The organism is Citrobacter koseri ATCC BAA-895, from assembly GCF_000018045.1.
Taxonomy (GTDB): Bacteria; Pseudomonadota; Gammaproteobacteria; order Enterobacterales; family Enterobacteriaceae; genus Citrobacter_B; species Citrobacter_B koseri.
In genome coordinates, this window is the sequence record NC_009792.1 from 3,442,856 (window position 1) to 3,465,246 (window position 22,391).

Consider the following 22,391-nt stretch of genomic DNA (forward strand, 5'->3'; position numbering starts at 1 on the left):
CGTTTTTCCCCTCTGAGAATATACGGAATAGTCTTCTTGTGATGTCTGATGAAATCTTTAGAATGAAGTCGCCCACTGACATGGGGCTTTGTGAGCTTCATAGAATAAAATGGGATAGTGGTCAATATGTGCAATTAATAATACATCCCTAGCTTTAGCTATCAGTTATTCGTATCACTGGAGCTGACTCTTTATCATTCTGATACCAGGAGAAATATTATGAACCGACGCCGTTTTCTTACTGCCAGAGAAGTTCAGGCCATGATGAAAGCCGTACGTCATGGTCAGACAGGAGAGCGAGATTATTGCCTTATCCTGCTGGCCTTTCGTCATGGAATGCGTATAAGTGAACTACTGAACCTGCATTACCGGGATTTTGATCTTTATGAAGGTCGGATCAATATCCGCCGACTGAAAAATGGTTTTTCTACTATTCATCCCCTCATGCCGGATGAGTGTGAAGCCATTGAATGCTGGAGCCGGGTTCGTGCGAGCTGGAAAGGAGCGCAGAAAATAAACGCGGTGTTTATTTCCCGCAAAGGCTCACAACTTTCCCGCCAGCAGGCATACCGTATAATACGTTCTGCTGGTCAAAAGGCCGGAACCAGCACCACCACACATCCGCATATGCTGCGACATGCATGTGGTTATGAACTTGCTGAAAGAGGTACAGATACACGTCTAATCCAGGATTACCTTGGTCACCGAAATATTCGCCACACCGTACGTTATACAGCCAGTAATGCCGCCCGGTTTGCAGGATTATGGGAAAGGGTAAATCCGCTAGAGGAAAAGCTACTAAAACAGAAGATCAAAAATGATGAACTATATAGTTCATTGATAACTAAGGAAAAATAAGACGCTGAACAAGTCAATTGGGACCAAACTGTCTATATCGTAGAGGAATTTTGTAATTTTCTGCAACCTGTAAGTCCATTTTTTTTGCGAAAAAAAAATATCCAACTGATTTAAAATTGTTTTTTTACTCACATTTTTTTACGTTTCATACATCCTCACCTTTTTTCCGCACCTTTTCTCCGCACGTCGAGTTCTGCTTTCCACTTGTCTTGTTGATATAACTCACGATCACCTCAGATATATTCATCTATAGAAAACCAAAAAATAAGAATTAAATTCCAGAACAACGCATAAAAAAACGAAATTAAGAAATTTATTGCGACGAGTCAAAATGGTCCCAATTGACTCATCAGTTGGGTAAAAACTGCGCAAGATCGGCAGTCGAACTATTCGGCTTAAACCTGAAATGCCAGGAAGGTACAACGACTGCCAGTTTCGGTTCGTAATATCGACATTGTTTAAAGGAAAACCGCATGAAAATCAAAACACTGGCAATCGTTGTTCTGTCAGCACTGTCCCTGAGCTCCACAGCAGCCCTGGCCGACACCACCACGGTAAACGGCGGCACCGTGCATTTTAAAGGGGAAATCGTTAACGCCGCTTGTGCAGTTGATGCCGGTTCTATCGATCAGACAGTTCAGTTAGGCCAGGTTCGTTCCGCCAAACTCGCTGCTGAAGGCAACACCAGCTCCGCTGTAGGTTTCAACATTCAACTGGATGATTGCGACACGACCGTTGCGACCCAGGCTTCCGTTGCGTTCACAGGTACTGCTGTTAATGGCGCCAACCCTACCGTTCTGGCGCTACAGAGTTCCGCATCAGGCGGCGCGACTAACGTCGGCGTACAGATCCTCGACAAAACTGGCACCGCTCTGGGGCTGGATGGCGCGACCTTCAGCAGCGCTACCACGCTGAATGACGGTACTAACATCATTCCTTTCCAGGCTCGTTACTACGCAACTGGCGCAGCAACTGCCGGTACTGCGAACGCAGACGCAACCTTCAAAGTGCAATACCAGTAATTCAAACGTCTGACAGGGAAGCATTCCGGGCCAGGATGGCCCGTTATCCATAACAGGACAGGGGTGATAACGATGCAAGGAGTGAAATCAGGTCTGCTGATATTTCTGTTTCCGTCGCTGGCACTGGCTGGCAATCACTGGAACGTGACGTTGCCCGGGGGAAACATGCGTTTCCAGGGGGTCATTATTGCCGAATCCTGCCGCGTTGAAGCAGGAGATCAACAGATGACGGTCAATATGGGGCAGATCAGCAGTAATCGGTTTCATTCGTCAGGGGAAGATGCCAACCCCGTGCCATTCGATATTCATCTACAGGATTGCAGCACTGCCGTGAGTCAGCGCGTAGGCGTGTCATTTCGCGGAGTTGCCGACGGCAAAAACCCGGAGGTGCTTTCAGTTGGCGAAGGGCCGGGAATAGCAACCGGCGTAGGCATCGCTTTATTTGATAAAGACAATCAATTGATTCCACTCAACAGCCCGCCGGGCGCCTGGACGCAGTTGTATAGCGGCCCCACCACGCTTCATTTCGTGGCGAAGTATCGGGCGACCGGGAAGCAGGTCACCGGGGGAGCCGCCAATGCTCAAATCTGGTTCTCTCTGACCTATCAGTAATTAGCCAGCAGGTATGCCGGAAACAGGAAACAACGGTGAGTACGAAAGGGGAAAATGTGAAAAAAACACTGGAGATGACACGCGGCTTACTGGCGGGCTTTTTGATGCTCGCCGCAAGCGGTTTTTCCACCAGCGCTGAAGCAGGCGTGGCGCTGGGCGCCACCCGGGTTATCTATCCGGCCGGACAAAAACAGGTTCAGCTGGCGGTGACCAATAACGACAATAACAGTACCTATCTGATTCAGTCATGGGTTGAAAACGCCGATGGCGGCAAAGATGGTCGTTTTGTCATCACCCCTCCGCTGTTTGCGATGCAAGGTAAAAAAGAGAATACCTTGCGCATTATTGATGCCACCAACAACCAGTTACCGCAGGACCGGGAAAGCCTGTTCTGGGTAAACGTAAAAGCCATTCCTTCGATGGATAAATCAAAGCTCAGCGATAACACCTTACAACTGGCGATTATCAGCCGCATCAAACTCTACTACCGCCCAACGAAACTGGCTCTGCCACCGGATCAGGCGGCGGAAAAACTGACCTTTAACCGTGACGGTTCATCGCTGACGCTCAACAACCCGACGCCGTATTACCTGACGGTGACCGAACTCAATGCCGGCACGCGCGTGCTGGAAAATGCGCTGGTGCCGCCAATGGGTAAAACCTCGGTCAAGTTGCCACCTGATGCCGGTAGCAACATTACCTACCGGACGATTAATGACTATGGCGCACTGACCCCGCAAATGAAGGGCGTTCTGCGTTAACACAGGGGCCGTCCACCAACAGGACTCCCCCGCACATTACAATTAAGAACTGACAGCCGGGCGACTTCGGACCGGAGGGACTATGTCACATCTCAAATACGGACTGGACCGTTTGGGTTCCCAACGCGCCCGGCGCAAAGCATTCTCTATTTTTGTCCTTGCGCAGATACCATTGGCGCTTTGCCTCGCGGGTTTCGCGCGGGCAGATCTCTATTTTAACCCCCGTTTCCTGGCCGACGATCCCTCGGCCGTTGCGGATCTCTCTGGATTTGAAAACGGGCAAGAGGTGCCGCCTGGCGCCTATCGCGTGGATATCTATCTGAACGATGGCTTTATAACTACCCGCGACGTCACGTTTAACGCTGGCGCAAACGGTCATCGACTGGAGCCGTGCCTGACCCGTAGCCAACTCGCTGGCATGGGGGTCAGCACGTCGGCCATCACCGGTATGGATACGCTGGCGTCCGACGCCTGCGTACCATTGACGGAAATGGTCAAAGATGCCACCACCCGCTTCGATGTCAGCCAACAGCGCCTGTACCTGAGTGTCCCGCAGGCTTTCATGGGCAATCGCGCGCGCGGTTATATTCCACCGGAACTCTGGGATGACGGGATTAACGCCGGTTTGCTGAACTATAACTTTACCGGCAACAACGTACATAACGATGCCAGCGACAGCAGCAATTACGCGTATTTAAACCTGCAAAGCGGCCTCAACCTTGGCGCCTGGCGTCTGCGTGATAACACCATCTGGAGCTACAGCAGTGGCGGTAGCGCGTCCAGTAATGAGAATAAATGGCAGCATGTGAACAGCTGGCTGGAGCGCGATATTACCCCCCTGCGCGCCCGCCTGACGCTTGGCGACAGCTACACCAACGGCGATATCTTCGACGGGATTAACTTCCGTGGCGCCCAGTTAGCCTCTGACGACAATATGCTGCCGGATAGCCAGAAAGGCTTTGCGCCGGTCATCCACGGCATTGCGCGCGGCACGGCGCAGGTCTCTATCAAACAAAACGGCTATGAAATCTACCAGAGCACAGTGCCGCCGGGCCCCTTCACAATTAACGATCTCTACGCCGCAGGCAACGGCGGCGATCTCCAGGTCACCATCAAAGAGGCCGATGGCACCAGCCAGGTCTTCAGCGTGCCGTGGTCTACGGTGCCAATGTTACAGCGTGAAGGGCACACCCGTTATGCAGTGACCGCTGGTGAATACCGCAGCGGCAACGACCAGCAGGAAAAACCAAAGTTCTTCCAGAGCACCCTCCTGCACGGGCTCCCGGCAGGCTGGACGCTGTATGGCGGCACCCAACTGGCCGACAACTATCGCTCCTTCAATTTAGGGGTCGGTAAGAACATGGGCGAGTTCGGCGCGGTTTCGCTGGATGCAACTCAGGCCAACGCCACCCTGCCTGACGACAGCTCTCACCAGGGGCAATCGATACGCTTCCTTTATAACAAGTCGCTCTATGAGACCGGCACCAACGTCCAACTGGTGGGATACCGTTATTCCACCCAGGGCTATTACAGCTTTGCCGACACCACTTACCGCAGGATGAGTGGCTATGACGTTGAAACCCAGGATGGCGTGATTCAGGTCAAACCCAAATTCACCGACTACTACAACCTTGCTTATAACAAGCGGGGCAAGGTTCAGATGAGCGTAACGCAGCAGTTGGGGCGCACTGCCACACTGTACGTGAATGGCAGCCGTCAAACTTACTGGTCAACCAACAAGGCCGACGAACAGCTACAGCTGGGGTTAAATGCCGCCGTTGACGATATCAACTGGACGCTGAGCTACAGCCTGACCAAAAACGCCTGGCAACAGGGCCGCGACCAGATGTTAGCGTTCAACGTCAATATTCCGTTCAGCCACTGGCTGCGTTCCGACAGCAAATCCGTCTGGCGGCACGCAAGCGCCAGCTACAGCATGTCGCACGACCTGGATGGACGGATGACTAACCTGGCCGGTCTTTACGGCACGCTGCTGGAAGACAATAACCTGAGCTACAGCATGCAAACCGGTTATGCCAGCGGTGGCGAAGGCAACAATGGCGGAACCGGCTACGCGGCGATGAACTATCGCGGCGGCTACGGCAACGCTAACGTGGGCTACAGCCACAGCGATGGATTTAAACAGCTGTACTACGGGATGAGCGGCGGTGTACTTGCCCATGCCAACGGCATCACCTTAAGCCAGCCATTAAATGACACGGTAGTGCTGATTAAAGCGCCTGGCGCCGGAGACGTGAAAGTCGAGAACCAGACCGGCGTACGTACCGACTGGCGCGGTTATGCCGTCATGCCGTACGCCACTGAGTACAGGGAAAACCGCGTCGCGCTGGATACCAACACCCTGGCGGATAACGTCGATCTCGATGATGCGGTGGTCAGCGTCGTGCCGACCCACGGCGCCATCGTCCGCGCCGAATTTAAAGCCCACGTCGGGGTAAAAATCCTGATGACGCTGACGCACAACGGCAAACCCGTGCCATTCGGCGCTATGGTCACTTCCGGCGATAACCAGAGCGGCAGCATCGTGGCAGATAACGGCCAGGTCTACCTGAGCGGCATGCCGCTGGCGGGAAGCGTTCAGGTGAAATGGGGCGAAGGGCCGGGGGCTAACTGCATGGCCCGGTATCGCCTGCCGGAAGAGAGCCAGAAACATGTGCTGAGCCAGCTCTTTGCAGAGTGCCGTTAAGGAAGGAATGATGATGAAAAAACCACTGTATTTCCTCGGCGCTGTGCTGACGCTGGCCTGCGTCAATGTCTTCGCCGCCGACAGCACGATTACGATTAGCGGCTACGTCCGCGACAATGCCTGCGCTGTCGCGGGAGAGTCAAAAGATTTTACCGTTGACCTGATGAATAACGCCGCTAAACAGTTTAATGCGGTGGGGGCGACAACCCCGCTCGTCCCATTCCGTATTGTCCTCTCTCCCTGCGGTAACTCGGTTACGGCAGTCAAAGTCGGCTTTACCGGCACGGAGGATAGCAGCAACACCTGTCTATTGAAGATCGATAGCGGTGCCTCGGCAGCCGCAGGCATGGGCGTGCAGATCCTCAATAACCAACAGACGATGCTGCCGCTCAATGCCGCGTCATCATCCATCGCGTGGACCACGCTCACGCCTGGGCAGACCAACATCCTCAACTTTTATGCACGCCTGATGGCTACGCAGATTCCGGTCACCGCCGGGCACGTCAATGCCACAGCAACATTCACGCTTGAATTTCAGTAACCGGAGGCTGAGATGAAACGCAACTATGTAGGGTGGCTTCTGGCAAGCGTACTGACAGCGGCCTCTTCAGGGCTTCAGGCCGCTGATATCACGATTACCGTCAACGGGAAGGTGGTGGCGAAGCCGTGCACGGTGTCTACCACCAATGCCGCCGTTGACCTCGGTGACCTGTATACCTTCAGCCTGGTAACCGCAGGTTCGGCTTCCGCCTGGCACAGTACCGCGCTGGAACTCACTAACTGTCCGATCGGCACCTCCCGGGTCATCGCAACCTTTAGCGGAACCGCAGACAGCACCGGTTATTACAAAAACCAGGGGACCGCCGGCAATATTCAGCTCGAATTGCAGGATGACGCAGGCACCACGTTAAACAATGGCGCCACGAAATCCGTTCAGGTGGATGACTCAACGCAGTCCACCCGTTTTCCGTTACAGGTCAGAGCGTTAACGGTCAACGGCGGTGCCACCCAGGGAACTATTCAGGCGGTGATTAGCGTCACCTATACCTACGCCTGAGTCAGGAGATTTTGTCATGAAAAAAATCATCGCGCTATTCACCACACTGCTGCTGATGGGTTGGTCGCTGGATGCTGCGGCATTCACCTGTAAAGTCAATGATACCGGGCAGACCATGACCTCAGGGTCAGCGAATGTCTATGTAAACCTGACGCCATCTGTTGGAGTGGGTCAAAACCTGGTCGTAGATTTATCCTCTTCAGTTTCCTGTAAAAACGACTCCTCCGGTGGCTCTATCATAGACTACATCAATTTAACCAGCGGCTCCGCCTTCGGTGGCGCGCTTGCGGCGTTTACGGGGAGCGTTTACTGGGCGGGGAATACGTATCCTTTGCCGATGAACGGTAATTCATCCGTCTATACCATCACTCATACGGATTATCTCGGATTGCCGCTGCGCATGTATCTGACCGCGACCGGAGCAGCGGGAGGCGTCGTCATCAACTCTGGCGAACTCATCGCGCAATTGAATATGCATAAAGTGGCCAGCGACGGAAACCCGAATAATTTCATCTGGAATATTTACGCCAGCAATAATGTTGTTGTCCCTACTGGGGGATGCGACGTATCAGCGCGTGATGTCACCGTGACGCTTCCAGACTATCCCGGCTCAATGGCCGTGCCGGTCACTGTCCACTGTGCGCAAAACCAGAACCTCGGCTATTACCTCTCAGGTACGACCGTCGATGCCGCCAACTCGATCTTCAGCAACACCGCGTCCTCCTCAGCGGCGCAGGGTATCGGCGTTCAGATGACCCGATACGGTAGTGTTGTTCCCGCTAACAACACCGTAGCACTGGGCACGGTCGGCACATCGCCGGTAAATCTTGGCTTAACCGCAACCTACGCGCGCACCAGCGGCCAGGTCACAGCGGGCAACGTCCAGTCGATCATCGGGGTGACATTTGTTTACCAGTAACCCTCCCTCCTCGCTGGAGAAAACAAGGGGGGACTATATCCTGTCTCCCTGTTCAATGGCGGCGGAAGGACTCGCCAGAATGATGACCTGCAGTCAACGGCGACCGGTGCTGCTGCAACACCAGACGCAGGAGCGCCTTTCGCTACAGCTAACATCCGAGGTCGGAAGGATTGTCGTTTTTCTCCCTGACGATCCTTACTGGCTGCTGTTTATTCTTAGGGAAGCCGCCTTCCTGCTTGCTGAGGCAGAAACACCGTTGCCCATGCTGATCCTTAGCCGTAGTCCATCCGCCTGGCTATGGCAAACGCTGCTCTACCATGTTCCTGATAAACGGCAACTTACCGCCGTCCGGGCGGTCGCTTCCGACCTTCCTGGGAAACAACTGGCAGCGCTGCTACAGGGTGACTTCCTGCAATACCCGAAACTACAGCAATTGTCCTTTTTAGACGCGCAGATACAGGGCAAACCGGCAGCGGGGTTAAGTAAAACGGAATTGAGCGCCACCCTCTCTCTTCTGTACGGGTACAGCATCAACACACAGGCGAAGATCCGCGGTGTGAGCCAGAAAACACTTTATAATCAAAGAACGTCAGGACTAAAAAAGATGGTGGCGTCTCACCCGCATCTGATTACCCGCTTTCCTGGAAGCCAGAGCAAGACTCACAACAATCAGCTCATCGCCGCGCTATCTCCCTTTGAGCGCGAATTTATCCATGCCATTCATAGCCAACAGGTATTCCCGGTATTTCAACCCATAACCGACGGCCACCTGCGGTTGCAGGGGGTTGAAATCCTTTCCCGCTGGAGAAGAGGCGACAACGTATTGCTTCCCGGCGAATTTCTGCCGCAGATCCACGCCGAATACGCCTGGCTTCTGCTCACGGCCTTTGTGCTACAAATAGCAATCCAGAACATTAACCAACACCAGGGTAAGTTCTGGTTCTCAATAAATATTCCACCCTGCATCGCCAACCACGAAAACCTGCTGCGAATGATGGAAACGGCGCGCCAGCAGCTACAGCAGCCGCAATGGTCGGGTAGATTAGTGCTGGAATTTGCAGAAACGGTCAATCTGCATCAGCAAGGAAGAACAGCAGAAAATATGGACAAAATCCAACGGCAAGGCTTTCGCATCTTCCTCGATGACTGCTTTTCACACAGCAGCGTAATGTTTCCCGTCAGGACAATCCGCTTTAGCGGCTACAAGCTGGATATGAGTATCGTGAATGATTTTCAACGCGATCCACATGCACTGGCGCTGATAAAGAGTCTGCTCTATTACTGCCAGTTGACGCAGAGCCGCTGTATTGCCGAAGGCGTCGATAGTCTGGAGAAATTCAATCAGTTGAAAGCGCTGGGAGTTGACCGCTTTCAGGGCTATCTTTTCTCGCCGCCCATCACTCACGATCGTCTGCCGGAGATAATCCAGCAATTTTTACCGAAACATCCCGCACCTCGCTGAACGTACGCTGCGCCTTACTGGTTTCATAGAGCGCCGCATGACAGGGGATAACTTTTCTGAGACCGACGTGTTCCACGGTCCGGCGAAGGGCTAACCCCATCATGCTGCGCGTTTCGTTATACCGCTTTTCAGAGTTTGAAGCTGCCGACCACTTTTTCAAGCATCTCGGTTTGCGATTCCATTGACTGGGCCGCTGCGGCAACCTCTTCTACCAGCGCCGCATTCTGCTGGGTCGCGCTATCAAGCTGAGTAATGGCGATATTAATCTGCTCAATTCCACGACTTTGCTCATCGCTTGAGGAGCTGATCTCAGAGATTAAAACGCTCACGTCTTCAACCTTCTCCATTAAGCCGTCCATTGTCGTACCCGCCTGGCGAACCAGACCGCTACCTTGCTCAATACTGCTGACCGATTCTTCAATGAGCTTCTTAATTTCCTGCGCAGACTGGGCGCTTCGCTGCGCAAGAGAACGCACCTCACCGGCAACGACGGCAAAACCACGGCCATTCTCACCGGCCCGCGCCGCTTCAACCGCCGCGTTCAGCGCCAGAATATTGGTCTGGAACGCGATGCCATCAATTACGCTGATGATTTCCACCACTTTTGAGGATGAATCATTGATATTGCTCATTGTGGCAACCACGTCATTGACCACTGAAGCCCCCGCTTTCGCCGCGTCGGAAGCCTGTGTCGCCAGCCTGTTCGCCTGCAACGCATTCTCCGCATTTTGCCGTACGGTGCTGGTGAGCTGCTCCATCGACGCCGCCGTTTCAACAATGGAAGCGGACTGTTCTTCCGTACGGGAGGAGAGATCCAGGTTTCCTCCGGCGATCTGCCGCGAAGCGGAAGAAATTGCCGAGGAGCTGTACCCAACCTGCTGCATCAAATCCTGAAGGAACGCGATGAATTTATTAAAGTTATTGATGATGGCATTAAATTCCGGGCTTTTACTTTCCACAAGCCGTTGCGTGAGATCGGCGCCGCCGCCGGATAGCGCCTCTATGTTCCTGTTCAGCAGCGTCACATTCCTGAAAATGTTGCGCACAATCAGCATCAGGACAAGAACAATGATAAGGCCGATCACCGTCTGTACAAGCGTGAGTGTTGTCAGTATCGCATTAGACTGGCGCACCAGGTTGCTGCTGGGCGTATCAATCACCAGATACCACGGGCTGCCTTCTATCGACAAAACAAACAGCGAATGGGCGCCGTCTTCGCCGTCATAGCCGCCCTCATATTCCGCTTTTTGCCCCTGGCTCAGCAGATTGAGCAGCGGTAAAGCTGACGGAATATTCAAATCGCGCACATTCATCAATGCGGTATTACCTTGAGTCGGCGCGCCGTTCCCAACAATTTTGCCATCAGACTCAACAATTAATACGGTTCCCTCGACCGCCTTCCCCATCTCTTTTGCCAGTTGGTTAAAAAAGCCCAACGTCACATCGATAGTGGCGACACCCCAGGCCTTTCCCTCTTTCCAGATTGTCATCGCGCAGTTGGTTCTCGGCTGCGGGCTGGCCGAATCCTGGTAGGCTTTGGCCCATGCACACTCACCTTTTGGCACAGCCATACCGTCTTTATACCACGGCTGTTCCCAGTATTTTTCTGACTCCGGCTGGTTCCAGACCGTATTAAGCTGGAGCACGCCACCGGCATCGCGCGCATAAAAAGTGCTGAATTTGTCGCGGCCCGGCTCGCGCAGCCCGGGTAATGGCCAGATGCCGCCGCCAAAAACGTTCAGATCGCCATACTGGTTCACAAACAGCGGCAAGAGCGCGTCAATTTGATCGCTCTGAAGCCCGGAAACCAGTTCGGTGATCGTGCGCTGCTGCGCTTTAACGCGGTTCATTTGCTCTTTTATCGCGTCACTTTGCAGCTCGACCGTGGCCCTTATATTTCTGGTTTCCGTTGCAATAATCTGCGGAGAGACAAATTGTTTGATAACAACAAACGTAACCAACAGTAATATAACAAAAAAACTTATAAGCAGGAGTGTCACTCGGGCTTGAGTTGTTTTCCACATCATGGGGTAGGGTCTCGATCGGTTTGGATAAGTGTTATAACGACATTTATCCGCAATTCTTTACTTATTTCGATCGCTCTGAATAAGGTTTTCCCCACATAAAATAAAAACAGCATTTTAATTAACAGCCGTCCATCTGACCTTGTATAAGGCCGCACATCCGCTTTCAAAAATAATTAAATACATATCATGAAGTTGCACAATCCGCGCAATGCATCGCAGGCTAATGAAGTTTTATTTTTCAACTTATGATGTCAGTTTTATTCCTTACCTTTATTTTTTATCGTCTTGTATTTTTTATTAATACGCCCGGCCCCGCTCCGGCGCGACTGCCGAAGCGGGGCATTCATAGCCAAAAACTAGATAGCACGGCGTTTATAAGGACGATAGTGCGGTAGCCAAAAATGCGCCGTAATGCGCTGTGTCAGCACTGCATCATCCAGCGCATCCGCTACGCCGGACAGCTGCGCCGCCTTCCCCACCGCAAAGGCAATACGGCGGGTTACATCGCATATCATATTGATTTCCGGCAGCAGTCCTCCGCCATGATGACGCACCAAAGGCGAGGCGTCGGCAAGCGCGCGGCTCGCCGCCATCAGCATCGTTTCCGTGATCCTCCTGGCGCCGCTGGCAATCGCGCCAAGACCAATGGCAGGAAAGATATACACGTTATTACACTGCGATACCGGTATCGTACGTCCGGCAAAATCTACCGGCTCACAAGGGCTTCCCGTTGCGATAATCGCCTGTCCATCAGTCCAGCGGATAAGGTCCTGCGGCCGGGCCTCCATTCTGGAGGTCGGGTTAGACAACGGCATAATAATCGGGCGATCGCAGTGGCGATACATCGTACGCACCACCTCTTCAGTGAACAGTCCCGCCTGCCCTGAAACGCCCAACATCACTCCAGGTTTCGCGTTATGAATGACCTCCAGCAAGGACGGCGTCGCGCCAGCGTATGCCCATCCAGATAGCATTTCAGGAGGCTGCGCCAGCGGAACCTGAAAATCAGCCAGCGACGAGGCGGTGGTCATCACCAGGCCGTCGCGATCCACCATGAAAATCGTTTTGCTGGCCTCTGCGGCGTCCATACCTTCGGCCACCCGGCAGGCGATGATATGGCGGGCAATGCCGCAACCCGCCGCCCCTGCGCCAACGATGACCATCGTCTGCTGATTAAAATCACGCTGGCTGGCGCGGCAGGCCGCTAAAATTGTCGCCAGCGCGACCGACGCCGTTCCCTGAATATCATCATTAAAACAGCACAGCTCATCACGATAACGATGCAGCAAAGGAACCGCAGTATGCTGGGCAAAGTCCTCAAATTGCAGCAATACATCCGGCCAGCGACGTTTCACCGCAGCGATGAACATACCGATAAACGCAAAGTAGTCCTCACCGGTGATGCGCGGATGCCGCCAGCCCATATAGCGGGGATCGTCTAATAATCGCGGATTGTTTGTCCCGATATCCAGCATAACGGGCAACGTATGCGCCGGATTTACCCCGCCGCAAACGGTATACAGCGACAGTTTGCCAATCGGTATCCCCATTCCCCCAACGCCCTGATCGCCCAGTCCCAGAATGCGTTCCCCGTCCGTCACCACAATCACTTTGATATCGTGTCTCGGGATATCATGCAAAATATCGTCAATACGTTCGCGATCGGGCCACGAAATAAAGACCCCTCTGGCGCGACGGTAAATCCCGGAAAACTTTTCACAGGCCGCGCCAACAGTTGGGGTATAAACAATCGGCAGCATTTCCGGGAGATGTTTTTTCAGCAGGTAATAAAATAGCGTCTCATTCGTATCCTGGATATTACGCAAATAAATATGCCGCGCGTTATCAGACTCCGCCTCCAGATATTGTTGGTAAGCGCGTTCCGCTTGCTCATCAATATTTTCGATAGCGCAGGGCAGCAATCCATTAAGATTAAAATCATTCCGCTCTTGCTGAGTAAAACTGCTCCCCTTATTCAATAACGGCGATTCCAGTAACAGTTTCCCCGTAAACGGGACGTATAAAACATCGTGTGTCACGTTGCTGTCCATGAGTTAAACCCGGTAATAAGAAAAGCGTTAAATCAGCACATAGTTGGCAATCAACATCGCGGCAATCCCCGCCAGCGCCGGGAGCAGCGTTCTTCTGACGATCATAAACGGTGAGCATTCGCCCGCTTTGCTCACGGCGATAATGATGCCCGCAACCGGAGAAATAGAGCGCCCCATTCCCGCCATCAGTTGCATAGGCAGAATCATATTGACCGCGCTTTCACCAAACTTCGCCGCGATAGAGGGCGCCAGCCCGGAAAAGGAGAAGAATGCCGCCACGCCAGAACCGGTTAATACCGCAGTAACGCCCACCAGCGCCGTCATCACCAACGTCATACTGGTAAAGCCCAGACCGGCACTTTGTACGGACTGAAGGAGATAGTCCACTGCGCCGATCTTCTGTAGCCCCTGGGCATAGATATCCGCGCAGACCAGTAAAGAAACGATACTGGTAAACATGCTTCCCATTCCTTTGAAAAATACCTGCAACCCTTTACAACAGGCGCGGAAATCACGCGTGGTGAACAGCTCGAAGAAAAAAGCGACCACCGCCCCGAGGATCATCGCCGTCACAACGTCAATTTTGATGGATGCGATCGCCAGCGGGCTGAAAACCAGAACCAGAATGACGGGCAATACAGGCAGCAGCGCATAAATGGCGGGCACTTTGCGTCCTTCCTCTTCCGCTTCGGCAACCTCTTCCGTCCCCGGAACAAACCCATCTTTTTTATCGAAATATTTGGCGGTAAAGAAAATCACCACCGCGACGGCCAGCATAACCACAACCGCCACCGGCATCTGATAGTGCGCAAAGTAAATCGCGCTTTCCATTCCGGCATGTTTGGCCGCAAGATTCGCCGTTCCAACCGCCGGGCCAAGATCCATAAACGCGCACAGGCCGATCATCGCGGCAGCGGACGCTTTACTGACGCCCAGCCGCACCAGTACGGGAAAGAACGTCACCAGTAATAACATCGCCAGCCCGGCTGCGCTGGAGATCGCCACATGCAGAAGCTGCGCGCAAATGTAGCCCAGCGCAAGAATAAGATAAGGCGCTTTAATGACCTGCAAGGGACGAATACACATATTCACCATCGCATTCGAGGCTTTGATGTGATCCATATAACTGGCGAATCCCCCCGCCGCCATAATAATTAAGCCGATACCCGCGATTTGCGTGGTTAAAGACTCTTTTGCAAAACTGAAGATATCCAGCCAGGTTGACCCGGTAGATTTTGCTTTACCATAAAGAATACTATTCTCTGGGTAAAACAGAACGGTAACTGTTAATAACACCAGCCCCGCGAATAATAACACAGTTTGCGGCTGGTAATTTTTCACAATTAACCACGCGGCAATTACTGTTATCACTATTGCTATAATAAATGCAGTCATAACAACAATCCCTATACCATACAAATCAGAGATGTCAGCCTTATGCAAGCAGCATTTTCACCAACAGCTAAAAACCTGCTCATACATATTGCCATGAGAATATGTCCGTCAGTTCACGGTATTAAATAATTGCACTGTCGATTTAATCGTAATAAACCACCGTGCTATAAAATATGGGAAAGGGCTTTTCCCATATTTTTTTGTGAGTAAGATCGCATCTTATCTACATGGGGCGCGATCCCGCAGAAAATAAGACGTTTTACTAAATTGCCAGCCACGGAATGATTGACGGCAGAGGTATCTTTTCATATAACAATCTCAATATAAAACGTCACCGGGTACTGCACATGTACAGAAAAAACACATTAAGTCTGGATGAGTATAATTCACTCACCCAAAATATTGGTGACCTGACCGAGTCTGAATGTCGGCTTAATGACTATATTAATAAACACTTCAGCGAATTACCTTATCATGGGATTGTCGATCTTTCCCAGAATGCCGCCGTGAGCAAAGCAACCATCGGGCGCTTTCTGAATAAAGTCGGTTTTACCGGCTATGCGGCTTTCAGAAGAGCGCTGGATACCACGCTGTCAAAAAACAAAATCGCCGCGCCTTTTGAGAAAAACAGTCGCCAGCGGCCTAAAAACACCACCAAAACAGAACAGATTGTTGAGACCTTTAATAATAAAGTCACTTCATTATTTAATAGTTTTAAACAGACCATCAGCATCGATAGCCTGAATAAATTCATCGAACTGGTACTCAACAGCCAACGCCATATTTATGTGGTCGGCCCTTCCTCCTCCCACGCGATGGCGCTGCATTTTTGTACGTTGTTAAAGTACTTTCGCAGCAACATCACTCTTCTGCCTACCGACATCAGCGAGTTGCCCAAGTGCCTGATAAACATTGAACCAGATGATGTTCTGATCGTATTCTCCTACTATCGCTTTAACCGGGTCGCACTCAATATCGCGAAATGGTTCAGAAAGAAAAATGCGACCGTCGTGCTGATCACCAATTCTGATGCCAATCCTTACGGTAAATTCTGCGATCTTCAGTTTGTCCTGCCAAGCGACGTGGAGTCCATTTTTCAAAGCCGAATTCTCGGTTTCTTTTTTATCGAACTGATTCTGCATCTGGCTTATGAGAAGAGTGACAATGAAGGCAACTTTGCCCAACTGGAAGAGTTGTTTCTCTTCTTTGAGACATTTTCCGCTTCTTCACATAATACCTGACCAGCAGAGTCGGGAGGGACGCTCCCGACATAAAGCGCTACGCAATATCGATGACTTTCATTTCATCAAACCGCGCAAGGGTCTCGGCAATCAGCGCATCGTTGCAACCAATATAAGACAACGGCTCGCAGGCATCGGCAATTTCTTCTGCGGATAACGACGCCCGAATTTCCGGGCTGGCGTGGACAATGTCGATAAGACTTTGCTCACCATTCGCCTGACTGAGCAGCGCTTTAACTAAATTATAAGCGGGTTCTCGCCCTATTTTGTTCGCCAGACTCATCGTAATCGATTCCGACATAATGAAAGATTTCGAGCAGTCAAAATTAGCGCGCATTCTGTCTTCATTCACAATAAGGTGGGAAAGCAGCTTTTTGGCCCGGCTAAGGCTGACCGATAAGGCGTTCGACGCCTCGGGTAGAATCGTCCAGTTCAATACTCTCATCGACGCCGCGCGCACATCCTGCTGATCCAACATCGCAGGCGCGCCGGAGGCGTACATCCAGCCCATCCTCGCCAGCGTCTGAATCATATTGCTGGCGCGCGGATTAGCCTTGTGCGGCATGGTGCTGGAGCCTCCGCCGCCCTCACCTTCAAGCACTTCCGCGATGGGGGTGCGTCCCAGGGTTTCCACGTCATTCGCCAGGCGGCAGAGCGTACCGTGAATCAGCGCAAAGCATTGAACCACTTCAACAATTGCATCCTGGCTGGCATTGTTTATACCACAGGGAACGTTTAGCCCCAGCGCCCGCATCAACCGCTCACGCGTCGCCATTCCCTGAGAGCCGACGGAGGCAAGATTCCCCACCGCGCCGCCAAACAGACCCGTAATCGCCCGGGGATAGAGCTGTTGCAGCCGGTTCAGATGCCGATTCACCTCCGCCAGATAGCCGGAGACATGCAGCCCCCAGGTCGTGGCGGAAGCATCAACCGAATTGGTGCGCGCAACCATAACGGTGCGGGCATGCTTTAAGGCCATGCCCTTCATCTCTTCCCCTACCTCAATCAGTTGCTGATATACCCGTTGCAGCGTCTGCTGTAATCGCATCGCCACGCCGGAGTCCAGCAGATCCTGGGTGGTGCATCCCCAGTGGAGATAGCGGCTAACCAACGGAGAGCCAGCAGCCGAAATCTGGTCGATCAAGGGCTTAATCGCCATGCCCACCGTTTGCGTTCCCTGGGCTAAGGCAGGCCAGTTTATCTCGATGTTCTGACATGCCTGCTCGATTTCAATCGCCGCCTGTTCAGGAATAATGCCCAGCTCGCTTTGCACGCGCGCTACCGTTGCTTCAAACGTCAACCAGCAGCGAAGCAGATTGTCGTCAGACCAGATTTCCCGCATCCGACTCTCGGTAAAGAGCGATGAATAGAGGTCAGAATCAAATACTGTTGTTTGCTTACCGTACATACTGCGACTCTCCGGCAATATAAAGCATATTAATATAAAAGGTCGTGAATGAATCTTGCGGGATCGGCCAACTGATTAACAGGGGAAAATAAAATTCCCATTCATAAAATACGTCATGAGAATTTTGCTTTCCCTTTTTAACGCCTGAAAAACACAAAAATGAGATAGCTATCACAATGAGTTGCTTTGTTAGTGCAACGCGTATTTCGCTTTGCTTTAACTTTTCGCAAATAAGCACCATGAAATTTAGCAACATGATAAAACAGGACATCGTTATGCGCTAAAAATCACATTTTGTAATGAGAAAAAATAATTCCCATATCATGACCATCCTTTTTTCCAGAACAATCCCTCCTGCGATAAACCGCTCACTCGAACAGATAAATAAGCTAACTATTGTTTTCTGGGGATGCTATGAAAATAAAAATGATTTCACTTATTCTACTGACGGGGATGACAACCTCCTCATATGCGATGAGTATCTATAATAAAGATGGAAATACGCTGGATATTTATGGCCGTGTGGAAGGTAAAATTGCCAGCGGAGAAAACTCTTATGCCGGAAGCGAAACGCGAACGAATCTGGGTGGCCGTCTGGGGATTTACCTCACCCGGGATTTAGATTTTATCCCCGAGACAAAGATCGTAGGCCGTCTGGAATGGCAGGTGCGAACCGAAAAAAACGACAGCAATACCGGGGATAGCGATTTAAAAGCGCGCTACTCCTATATTGGTTTGTCCAATAAAACCTGGGGCGAACTGATTGTCGGCAGGACCAAAAACCCGTTGTATCAGGTCATGAAAATGACTGATAAATATAAAAACTTTACGCCGAATATTTACAGCTACGGCATCACCACCATTGATGACTCCTACCAGTTCAACCGCCAGGACGGCACCGTACAATGGAATGCTAAATTTGCAGGCAATGAGATACAGCTGGCGTGGGTCGCGGGCAATGGCAGCAGTAATGAAGCTCTGGATTATGGCGCAATGGCCAGTTACAGAAACACGCTCAGACTGGGGGATTTCAGACTCACACCGGCGATTGCCGCCAGCCGTTATAAACGCCAGGATGGCGTAAAAACCACCGATGGCCGGAATCAAAACGACCAGATCATGGCAGGCTTGCAGCTCAGCTATAAGAACGTTGAAGCCGCCGTCACCGCATTACGCACATCCATTGCGCGCGATAATAAAAGCGACAATGACTTTAAAGGCATGGATTCATTACTGTCCTGGAAATACGGTAAATTTAAATTCCTTACCGGTTACAGTTTCCTGGATGAGAAAGATAAATCCGTCTATGAAAAAGAGGACTGGCGTGTCGAAACACAAATAACATTAGCCGATGATACCTGGTTATCATTTACTTACGATAAAGCCTTCGCCAATAAAAACCAAAAAGTCAATGATGACGCGCTCATCGTTGGACTCCGCTATGACTTTTGACAGGTGATTTATGAAAAGAATAATGCAGTTATCCCTTGCATCAACTTTTTTATTTGGCAGTTTATGTGTGCATGCTGATGCGCTATTAGCGCCCTCACCCTATGCAAAAATAGAGGGGGATAATAAAATTGTCGCGCTGTATGGCAACTCGTTTACGTTCTATAACAACAATATTAATACCCGGTTGCGGGATCTGACGCGTTCTTTACTACCGAACCACGCGAAAGGGTATAAGTATCGAGGGATCACCATCTCAAGCGGTCATTTAGGCTGGCAAATTCATAATCTCGCCTATCAGAATACATTGCAAAAATGGGACGTTGTCATCTTGCAAGGCAACTCCACGGAGACGATCTCACAGAAAGAGAGCACCCGGCAGAATTTCATCGAATCCGCGACAAAAATGGCGGATATGGCGCATCAGGCAGGTTCAAAAGTCGTGTACTTCATGACCTGGGCAAAGCGGGATCAACCAGAGGATATACAGAAACTTGCTGACGCCTATGTTTCCATTGCGCAGAAAACTGGCGGCTATGTCGCGCCGGTCGGCCTGGCTTTTGAAAAAGCGCGTAAAGCACACCCGGAAATTAATCTTTATTACCACGATGGCGTACACCCTTCCATTGCAGGAACCTATTTAGCCGCCTGTGTGTTCTTTGCCACGCTGTATAACCAGTCGCCAGTGGGCGGAGCGCTGCCCGTAGACACGGATATGACCCCAGCCACCGCAAAAGCATTGCAGCAGATTGCGTGGGAAACCGTCAGCGAGTTTCAGAAATCATCATAGCTGGTTTGGTTGCCCGATGGCGCAAGCTTATCGGGCCTACAATCTCACCACACCGTAGTACCGTAGGCCGGATAAGGCGAAGCCGCCATCCGGCATTACCCGCACCACACCGTAGTACCGTAGGCCGGATAAGGCGAAGCCACCATCCGGCATTACCCGCACCACACCGTAATACCGTAGGCCGGATAAGGCGAAGCCGTCATCCGGCATTACTACCGGGCATCCCTGCCCGTTTTTAACTCAGTACCGTAGGCCGGATAAGGCGAAGCCGCCATCCGGCATTACCCGCACCACACCGTAGTACCGTAGGCCGGATAAGGCGAAGCCGTCATCCGGCATTACTACCGGGCATCCCTGCCCGTTTTTAACTCAGAAGTCGTAATTAACAGACAGCTTCAGGGTACGCGGTTCGCCACGGAACACATATACGCCATCGTAGTCGGATACGCCAGACCAGTATTGCTCGTTGGTGACGTTATCCACCCCTAAACGCCATACCATCTCATTCTGCTCCTGGTTTACGCGCATCCGGTAACGAACGCCGAGGTTAAGCGTGGTGTAACTGTCCAGCTTCTTCTCATTGGCGGCGCCGTCATACTGCGAGCCGGTGTGATTCAGTCGCGCTGTAGCGGTCAGCCCATCAACCTGCCGGATATCATATTCAGCACCGAGAACGGCGGTGAAACGTGGAGTACCGGAAGCATCATTCCCCTGGTTGACGCCATCCTGCGTTTTGGTCAGTTTCGGCTGTAACCAGGTCGCACTGCTGTTCAGACGCAGACCGTAGACCGGCTCACCAAACAGGTTAACTTCCACACCCCGGTTACGCTGCTCGCCATCGGTCGAATATTCCTGCGTCGTCTCGTTCTTAATCACGGACGGTTTCTTAATCTCAAACAGCGCCAGGCTACCGCCGACGGTGCCGAAATCAATTTTCACGCCCACTTCATTTTGCTTAGAGTGCAGAATACCGATGCTTTTACCGTAATCCGGCGACTCCTGATCGGTAATGTTTTCACCCGGCTGTAATGCCTCGGTGTGGTTGGCATACAGTGACACCGTGTCCCACGGCTTATATACGATACCGTAGGTCGGCATCCATCGACTTTCCGTATAGCGAGAAGCAGTGTCTTCTTCACCGGTCGCATTGCTGTAGTTACGCACCACCACTTTCTGATTACGCGCGGCGACGGTCAGCAGCACCTGGTCATCAAAGAATCCCAGCGTATCACTGAGGAGATAACCCTGAGTACGGTTTCGGGAGGTTGTCAGCGGATCGTGATAGTTGCCGCCGGCGAGATCCCACTGCGGCATTGGCACATCATGGTTGTCATAGATATTGGTCATGGAGCCAGGGTTGGCCCAGTTCATACGCCATGCCGTTTTATCGCGTTTGATCACCGCCGAATAGCCCAGGTTCACCTTATGGCTGACCGACCAGGTATCAAATTCGCCGCGAATACCCGCCATACTGCTGAACGCGTCAATAATACGGTTGGTATACAGCACATTGACGACAGCATCACCCGATCTGTTCAGTAATTTTGGCGCGGTATAAATCCCGGTTTCATGCGCATGTTGCGCCCCGGCGCCGCCGTAGACCGTCCAGTTATTCAGGATGTCGTATTCAGCGCGCGCCATACCGAACTGGTTGGTAATATCACTGTAGCCCCACTTCTGGCTGTAGTTATCCGTGTTGTTCGGTACATCCGGCACGAAATCGACGCCGCTTAAGTTAATCCCCATCGTCCCGCCGTGGAATGTCTTTTTCTGGGCGGCGACATCCAGCGAGGAGCGCAGTTTATCGCCGCGATAATCCAGCCCGAGGGCGGCCAGCGTCGTGCGCTTTTTCTCGTTATCAACGGCGGTTTCGCCTTCACGATGCAGAATGTTTACTCGCGCGCCAAACTGATTGTTATCGCCAAAACGACGACCGGCATCCAGCGTGGTGCCTACCTGAGTTGAAGAGGTGTAATCCACTCCCAGGCGGGTCAGCGGCAGGTCATCAGCATGTTTCGGCTCCATGTTGACCATACCGCCCACGCCGGAACTTGCCGCGCCGTTCACGAAAGAGCTGGCGCCTTTAAACACTTCCACGCGCTCAAACAGCGAAGCATCCACAACCTGACGCGGCAGCACGCCAGCCAGGCCGCCCCAGGTCACGTCATCCCCCGCCAGCTCAAAGCCGCGAATACGATAGTTTTCTGAGAAGTTCCCGTATCCCTGTACGGGCTGTACTGCGGCGTCGTTTTTCAGCACCTCGCCGATGGTCTTCGCCTGCTGGTCTTCCACCAGTTTTGAGGTGTAACCGATAACGTTAAACGGCACATCCATCGCTTTTTGTTCGCCCAGAACCCCCAGTCGTCCTCCGTGGGCAACCTGCCCCTCCAGGAACGCGGGCACCTGCGCGTCGCCACCGGCTTTAAAACCACTGTTTGCGGATTTGGCCTCAACGACCATCGTATCTTCTTTCCCGGTAGTGTCTTCTGCTGCGTAAACACCGTGAGCGGCGGCACCAATCGCGAATGCCAGCAAGGATTTTTGCAGAGAATAATTATTTTTTGCGCTGCTTTTCATCATTAATCTCATGAATACAAGGACACGAAAAAACCCGTTTAAAATGGGGTTTTAT

Annotated in this window: 17 protein-coding genes; 12 read left to right on the forward strand and 5 right to left on the reverse strand. The window is 51.9% G+C overall.

Features of this window, described 5'->3' with window-relative positions; genetic code table 11:
* The first annotated feature begins 219 nt into the window (after window positions 1-219).
* The 9 genes from CKO_RS15855 (at window position 220) to CKO_RS15895 (ending at window position 9,398) form a co-directional block, all read left to right on the forward strand.
* The gene (locus CKO_RS15855) at window positions 220-858 is read left to right on the forward strand and encodes a tyrosine-type DNA invertase (RefSeq protein WP_012134479.1); all 639 of its coding nucleotides are present in this window, start codon (window positions 220-222) and stop codon (window positions 856-858) included.
* A gap of 473 nt (window positions 859-1,331) precedes the next feature.
* Entirely contained in the window at window positions 1,332-1,880 is a 549-nt protein-coding gene (gene fimA, locus CKO_RS15860; protein WP_012134480.1) for a type 1 fimbrial major subunit FimA, read from the forward strand.
* Window positions 1,881-1,952: 72 nt separating this feature from the next.
* Window positions 1,953-2,492 (forward strand): type 1 fimbrial minor subunit FimI, encoded by a 540-nt coding sequence (fimI, locus tag CKO_RS15865; protein ID WP_012134482.1) that lies wholly within the window; start codon window positions 1,953-1,955, stop codon window positions 2,490-2,492.
* A gap of 56 nt (window positions 2,493-2,548) precedes the next feature.
* Window positions 2,549-3,253 carry a fimbria/pilus periplasmic chaperone gene (locus CKO_RS15870; RefSeq protein ID WP_161799976.1) on the forward strand — a complete coding sequence of 235 codons (705 nt, stop codon included), beginning with the start codon at window positions 2,549-2,551 and terminating at the stop codon, window positions 3,251-3,253.
* Window positions 3,254-3,335: 82 nt separating this feature from the next.
* A complete protein-coding gene (locus tag CKO_RS15875) occupies window positions 3,336-5,960 on the forward strand; it encodes a fimbrial biogenesis usher protein (RefSeq protein WP_012134484.1) in 2,625 nt (874 codons plus the stop codon).
* 10 nt (window positions 5,961-5,970) lie between these two features.
* Window positions 5,971-6,501 (forward strand): type 1 fimbrial adaptor subunit FimF, encoded by a 531-nt coding sequence (gene fimF / locus CKO_RS15880; RefSeq protein ID WP_024130807.1) that lies wholly within the window; start codon window positions 5,971-5,973, stop codon window positions 6,499-6,501.
* A gap of 12 nt (window positions 6,502-6,513) precedes the next feature.
* The gene (fimG, locus tag CKO_RS15885) at window positions 6,514-7,017 is read left to right on the forward strand and encodes a type 1 fimbrial minor subunit FimG (RefSeq protein WP_012134486.1); all 504 of its coding nucleotides are present in this window, start codon (window positions 6,514-6,516) and stop codon (window positions 7,015-7,017) included.
* A 16-nt stretch (window positions 7,018-7,033) separates the two neighbouring features.
* A complete protein-coding gene (locus CKO_RS15890) occupies window positions 7,034-7,936 on the forward strand; it encodes a fimbrial protein (protein WP_012134487.1) in 903 nt (300 codons plus the stop codon).
* A 79-nt stretch (window positions 7,937-8,015) separates the two neighbouring features.
* Window positions 8,016-9,398 (forward strand): EAL domain-containing protein, encoded by a 1,383-nt coding sequence (locus CKO_RS15895; RefSeq protein WP_232626232.1) that lies wholly within the window; start codon window positions 8,016-8,018, stop codon window positions 9,396-9,398.
* Window positions 9,399-9,526: 128 nt separating this feature from the next.
* On the opposite strand, the gene CKO_RS15900 is transcribed toward CKO_RS15895, so the two are convergent.
* The 3 genes from CKO_RS15900 to dcuC form a co-directional block, all read right to left on the reverse strand.
* Entirely contained in the window at window positions 9,527-11,425 is a 1,899-nt protein-coding gene (locus CKO_RS15900) for a methyl-accepting chemotaxis protein (protein WP_012134489.1), read from the reverse strand.
* 356 nt (window positions 11,426-11,781) lie between these two features.
* Window positions 11,782-13,476, reverse strand: a complete 1,695-nt coding sequence (locus CKO_RS15905; RefSeq protein WP_012134490.1) for an NAD-dependent malic enzyme — start codon at window positions 13,474-13,476, stop codon at window positions 11,782-11,784.
* Window positions 13,477-13,503: 27 nt separating this feature from the next.
* Window positions 13,504-14,871 (reverse strand): C4-dicarboxylate transporter DcuC, encoded by a 1,368-nt coding sequence (dcuC, locus tag CKO_RS15910; RefSeq protein ID WP_024130810.1) that lies wholly within the window; start codon window positions 14,869-14,871, stop codon window positions 13,504-13,506.
* 347 nt (window positions 14,872-15,218) lie between these two features.
* Here dcuC and CKO_RS15915 point away from each other — a divergent pair, with 347 nt between their 5' ends.
* The gene (locus CKO_RS15915; RefSeq protein WP_024130811.1) at window positions 15,219-16,112 is read left to right on the forward strand and encodes a MurR/RpiR family transcriptional regulator; all 894 of its coding nucleotides are present in this window, start codon (window positions 15,219-15,221) and stop codon (window positions 16,110-16,112) included.
* A 37-nt stretch (window positions 16,113-16,149) separates the two neighbouring features.
* Here the strand turns inward: CKO_RS15915 and CKO_RS15920 are convergent, their stop codons facing one another.
* Entirely contained in the window at window positions 16,150-17,520 is a 1,371-nt protein-coding gene (locus tag CKO_RS15920) for a class-II fumarase/aspartase family protein (RefSeq protein WP_012134493.1), read from the reverse strand.
* A 414-nt stretch (window positions 17,521-17,934) separates the two neighbouring features.
* On the opposite strand from CKO_RS15920, the gene CKO_RS15930 reads away from it, so the two are divergent.
* Complete coding sequence (locus CKO_RS15930) at window positions 17,935-18,972, forward strand: porin (protein ID WP_012134495.1); 1,038 nt, start codon at window positions 17,935-17,937, stop codon at window positions 18,970-18,972.
* A gap of 10 nt (window positions 18,973-18,982) precedes the next feature.
* On the forward strand, window positions 18,983-19,759 hold the full coding sequence (locus CKO_RS15935) for an SGNH/GDSL hydrolase family protein (RefSeq protein ID WP_012134496.1): 777 nt from the start codon (window positions 18,983-18,985) through the stop codon (window positions 19,757-19,759).
* A 369-nt stretch (window positions 19,760-20,128) separates the two neighbouring features.
* Here the strand turns inward: CKO_RS15935 and CKO_RS15940 are convergent, their stop codons facing one another.
* On the reverse strand, window positions 20,129-22,336 hold the full coding sequence (locus CKO_RS15940) for a TonB-dependent receptor (RefSeq protein WP_024130813.1): 2,208 nt from the start codon (window positions 22,334-22,336) through the stop codon (window positions 20,129-20,131).
* Between the last annotated feature and the right edge of the window lie 55 nt (window positions 22,337-22,391).